Annotated in this window: 4 protein-coding genes; 2 read left to right on the plus strand and 2 right to left on the minus strand. The window is 73.6% G+C overall.

The window, feature by feature from the left end:
* Positions 1 to 129: 129 nt before the first annotated feature.
* Both ACZ5GT_RS40540 and ACZ5GT_RS40545 read right to left on the minus strand, forming a co-directional pair.
* On the minus strand, positions 130 to 384 hold the full coding sequence (locus ACZ5GT_RS40540) for a ferredoxin (RefSeq protein ID WP_469036914.1): 255 nt from the start codon (positions 382 to 384) through the stop codon (positions 130 to 132).
* Complete coding sequence (locus ACZ5GT_RS40545; protein WP_469036916.1) at positions 381 to 1475, minus strand: cytochrome P450; 1095 nt, start codon at positions 1473 to 1475, stop codon at positions 381 to 383. Before ACZ5GT_RS40545 ends, ACZ5GT_RS40540 begins: the two co-directional genes overlap by 4 nt.
* Positions 1476 to 1885: 410 nt before the next feature.
* Between ACZ5GT_RS40545 and ACZ5GT_RS40550 the strand changes: the two genes are divergently transcribed.
* Together ACZ5GT_RS40550 and ACZ5GT_RS40555 are read left to right on the plus strand one after the other, a co-directional pair.
* A complete protein-coding gene (locus tag ACZ5GT_RS40550) occupies positions 1886 to 2854 on the plus strand; it encodes an ABC transporter ATP-binding protein (protein ID WP_469036918.1) in 969 nt (322 codons plus the stop codon).
* Positions 2851 to 4479 carry an ABC transporter permease gene (locus ACZ5GT_RS40555; RefSeq protein ID WP_469036920.1) on the plus strand — a complete coding sequence of 543 codons (1629 nt, stop codon included), beginning with the start codon at positions 2851 to 2853 and terminating at the stop codon, positions 4477 to 4479. The genes ACZ5GT_RS40550 and ACZ5GT_RS40555 overlap by 4 nt, the downstream gene beginning before the upstream one ends.
* The last annotated feature ends 155 nt before the right edge of the window (positions 4480 to 4634 follow it).

Genomic DNA, 4634 nt, shown 5'->3' on the forward strand with positions numbered 1-4634 from the left:
CGGGTCTGGTGGCGCCCAAACGGATGACCGCACACATTCCCTTACCTGCCCTTGTGGAACCTTTGGGGCCCGACACTTGCGTTTGTCCCACCCCCCCCCCCCCCCCCGCACGCTGTCCCGGCCCCGGCGTCACAACTCCGGCGCCAGCACCGCCCCCGTACCCGTCTCCGTCACCCGGATCGCCTCCAGCGGGCAGTTCTCCGCGGCGTCCAGGACTGCCGTGTCCGGCTCCACCGACTCCCGGACCGGCTGCGAGCGGCCCTTGACGAGGGCGAAGTGCTCCGGCGCCGCATGCACGCACATGCCGGTGCCCGCGCACGCCGTCCGGTCGACGCTCACCGCCCACCCGGTGCCGGCCGTGACGGCCGCCTCCCCGTCGCTCACCACTGCACCGGCAGGGACAGCGGGCCCCGCACGAGCAGACTGGACCGCCACCGGATGTCCTCGTCGGCGACCGCGAGCCGCAGATCGGGGAACCGCTCCAGGACCACCCGCAGGGCGACTCCCAGCTCCATGTGGGCCAACTGGGCGCCGGCACAGAAGTGCACCCCGTGGCCGAAACCCATGTGGTGGTTGTCCTCGCGCGTCAGATCCAGCGCGTCCGGATCCGCGAACACCGCGTCGTCCCGGTTGGCCGAATGGATGTGCACGTACACGGCGTCACCGCGGGCGATCGGCGCCCCGCCGATCTCCAGGTCCTCGGTGGCGATCATCGCCGCGTGATGGCCGGTGCCCAGCGGGACGTACCGCATCAGCTCGTCCACCGCCAGGGGCACCAGCTCCGGCCGCTGTTGTAGCAGCGCCAGTTGCTCCGGGTGGCGCAGCAGCGTGTAGACGAAGTTGGTGATCTGGTTCGCGGTGGTCTCGTGGCCGCCGGCGAGCAGGACGACCGTCAGCGAGACCAACTCCTGCTCGGTCAGCCGGTCGCCGTCGTCCCGCGCCTGGATGAGCGCCGTCAGCAGGTCGCCGCCGGGCCGCTGCCGGCGGTCGGCGATCAGCCGCGAGATGTATCCGACGAGCTCGTTGATGCGCCCGGTGAACTCGTGGTGCGGCAGCGTGTCGCCCTGCATCAGCGCGTCGGCGCCCCGCCGGAACACCCCGCGGTCCGAGTACGGCACACCGAGCAGCTCGCAGATCACCCGCGTCGGCAGCGGCCAGGAGAAGTGCTCCACGAAGTCGGCGGGCGACCCCTTGCGGGCCAGGTTCTCGGCCAGTTCGGCGGCCATCACCTCCACCTTGGGACGCAGCTCCTCCACCCGCCGTTTGGTGAACGCCCTCGTCAACAGGCGTCGCAGACGGGAATGGTCCGGAGGGTCCATGTACATGATGCCCTCGGGGCCGACGCGCATCTCCTGACGGCGCGGCACATCGGCGTTGACCACGGCGGCCCGGCTCAGCCGGGGGTCGGCCAGAGCCGCTCTGACATCGCCGTACCGGGTGACGAGCCAGGCGTCCCCGCCGTACGGCAGCGTCACCCGGCTGACCGGTTCCTCCCTGCGAAGATCAGCCAGAATCGGCTCTATTTCCAGCCCGTTGACGGGAGTGAAGGGAAAATGCCGGGCTGCTGGGCATCTGGTCGGCGAAGGCATGGAACTCCTTGGAGGAGGGGGCTGCGTGGCCCTACAACGGTCCGAGTCCCGCTTGATGCCGGTCAACCCCTACCGGGAACCCCTAGCGACCCTTGAATGCCGGTTCCCGCGCCGGGGGAGATTGCTGTCGCCAACGCCCCGCGGAACCCTGAACCGGGCGCCTGCCGCCGTCGAGCCGTCAGCCGGACGGACCGCGCGGGGCCGCGGGGGACGACCGGCGCGACCGCGGGCCGGCTGCCCGCCGGCGACGGCGGGAACGCCGACGGACTACGACTCGGGTGAAAGGTGGTGCGCGGGTGGCGCACACGGACGACGCGATTACCGCGTCCGGACTCGTCAAGACATTCGGCCGCACACGGGCCCTGGACGGCCTCGATCTGGCCGTGCGCACGGGTGAGGTGCACGGCTTCCTCGGACCGAACGGAGCGGGCAAGTCCACCACGATCCGCGCCCTGCTCGGCCTGCTCCGGCTCGACGGCGGCCGGGCCACCCTGCTCGGCAAGGACCCCCGGCGCGACGCCGTCGAGGTGCACCGCCGCCTCGCCTACGTGCCCGGCGACGTCAGCCTGTGGCGCAACCTCACCGGCGGTGAGGCCATCGACCTGCTCGGCACCCTGCGCGGCGGCATCGACAAGGCCCGCAAGACGGCCCTGATCGAGCGGTTCCAGCTGGACCCGACGAAGAAGTGCCGCGCCTACTCCAAGGGCAACCGGCAGAAGGTCGCCCTGGTCTCCGCGTTCGCCTCCGACGCCGAACTGCTCGTCCTGGACGAGCCCACCTCGGGCCTCGACCCGCTGATGGAGGCCGTGTTCCAGGACTGCGTCCGCGAGGTCAGGCAGCGGGGCCGCACCGTGCTGCTGTCCAGTCACATCCTCGGCGAGGTCGAGGCGCTGTGCGACCGGGTGAGCATCATCCGCAAGGGCCGCACCGTGGAGAGCGGCACCCTCACCGAACTGCGCCACCTCACCCGCACCCGGCTCTCCGCCGAGACCCGGCACCGGGTCACCGGCATCGACGCGCTCGAAGGCGTCCACAACGCCGCCGTCGACGGCAACCGGATCAGCCTGGACGTCGACGACGACCACCTGGACCGCGTCCTCACCCACGTCACCTCGTTCGGGGTGCGCGCACTCACCAGCAGCCCGCCCACCCTGGAGGAGCTGTTCCTGCGCCACTACGGTGACGACGTCGGAGCCGGCGGCGCCGGCCACGCAGGCTCCACTTCGGACGCGGGCCGCACCGCGGCGAGGACGGCCGCCCGATGAGCGACTACACCGCCACCCGCACGCTGCTGAAACTGGCGCTGCGCCGCGACCGCGTCCAGCTCGCCGCGTGGATCTACGGCACCGGCGCGCTCGCCTACAGCGCCGCCAACAGCGTCGGTTCGACCTACCCCGACGCAGCCGACCGCGTCGACGCCGTCAAGACCCTCACCGACACCCCGGCGCTGCTGCTGACCCGCGGCGCACCCGTCGGCACCAGCGAGGGCGCCGTCGCCATGGTGCAGGTCTTCACGTACCTGTGCGTGCTGGCCGCCCTGATGAGCACCTTCGCCGTGGTGCGGCACACCCGTCAGAACGAGGAGACGGGCCGCGCCGAACTCCTCGGCGCGGCCCCCGTCGGCCGCCGGGCACCGCTGACCGCGGCCCTGCTGCTCGCGCTCGAGGCGAACACCGGGCTGTTCGTGATGCTGGCGGTCGTGCTGCCGCTGGCCGGGCTGCCGCTGTCCGGTTCCCTCGCCGCGGCCGCGGCGGCCGCCGCTACCGGACTGTTCTTCGCCGCGGTCGCCGCGATCACCGCCCAGCTCTCCGGCACCGCCCGCGGCGCCAACTCCCTGGCCGGCACGGCCGTCGGCGCCGCGTTCCTGATCCGCGGCATCGCCGACGCCGGCGGGGAGGTGCGGGGCGGCGGCACCTCCGTGGACAGCACCGCACTCGCCTGGCTGTCACCGATCGGCTGGGCGCAGCGCGTCGAACCGTTCGGCGGCGACCACTGGTGGATCCTCCTCGTACCCCTGGCCCTGGCCGCGGTCTGCGCCGTATGGGCCTTCCGCCTCAACGACGGACGCGACCTGGGCGCCGGCCTGCTGCCGGACCGGCCAGGACCGGCCTCGGCGGCACCCGGACTGCTCAGCCCCCTCGGTCTGGCCCTGCGGCTGCACCGCGGGTCCCTGCTCGGCTGGGGCGCGGGCATCGCCGTCCTGGGCGCCGTCATCGGCGGCATGGGCAAGTCGGCCGGCGACGCCCTGCGCGACAACGCCGACCTCAGCGACACCCTCGGCAAGATCGGCGGCGGGGGCGGCGACCCGGTCGACACGTTCTTCGCCTCGATGATCGTGATGGTGGGCGCGGTCACCGCCGGGTTCGCCGTGCAGACCCTGCTGAGGCTGCGCGCCGAGGAGACCTCCGGCCGTCTGGAGGCCCTGCTGGCCACCGCCGTCAGCCGGGGCCGCTGGCTCGCCTCGCACGTGACGGTCGCCGTCGCCGGTTCGCTGCTGCTGCTCCTGGTCGCCGGGGTGAGCGCGGGCCTGACCTACGGGGCCGCCGAAGGCGACCTCACCGGCGGGCTCACGGACCTGACCGGCGCCGCCCTGGCGCAGGCACCGGCGGTGCTCGCGCTGTCCGGGTTCGTGGTGCTCGCCTTCGCCGCCGTGCCGGCGCTCACCTCCGGCGCGGCCTGGGGGGCGCTCGCCCTGTGCCTGGTCGTCGGCCAGCTCGGCGGACTGCTCGAACTGCCGCAGGCGGTGCGGGACATCTCCCCGTTCACGCACCTGCCCGCGCTGCCCGCCGCCGACGCCCGGGCGCTGCCGCTGCTCGCCCTGACCGCCGTAGCGGCCCTGCTGACCTGGGCCGGGTCGAGCCTGTTCGCCCGCCGAGACCTGACCGGCTGAGCGGCGCACCCGCACCGTGGAGAGGGGGGGGGGGGGGGGGGGGGGGGGGGGGGGGGGGGGTGTGGGTGGGGGGGGGGGGGGGGGGGGGAGGGCACACGCCGCCCTCGGGGCGTTGTGGCAGGCTGGCTGCGTCCCGAGGGGGGGTGACGTCGGCT

The sequence above is a fragment of the Streptomyces sp. NPDC031340 genome, from assembly GCF_055569945.1.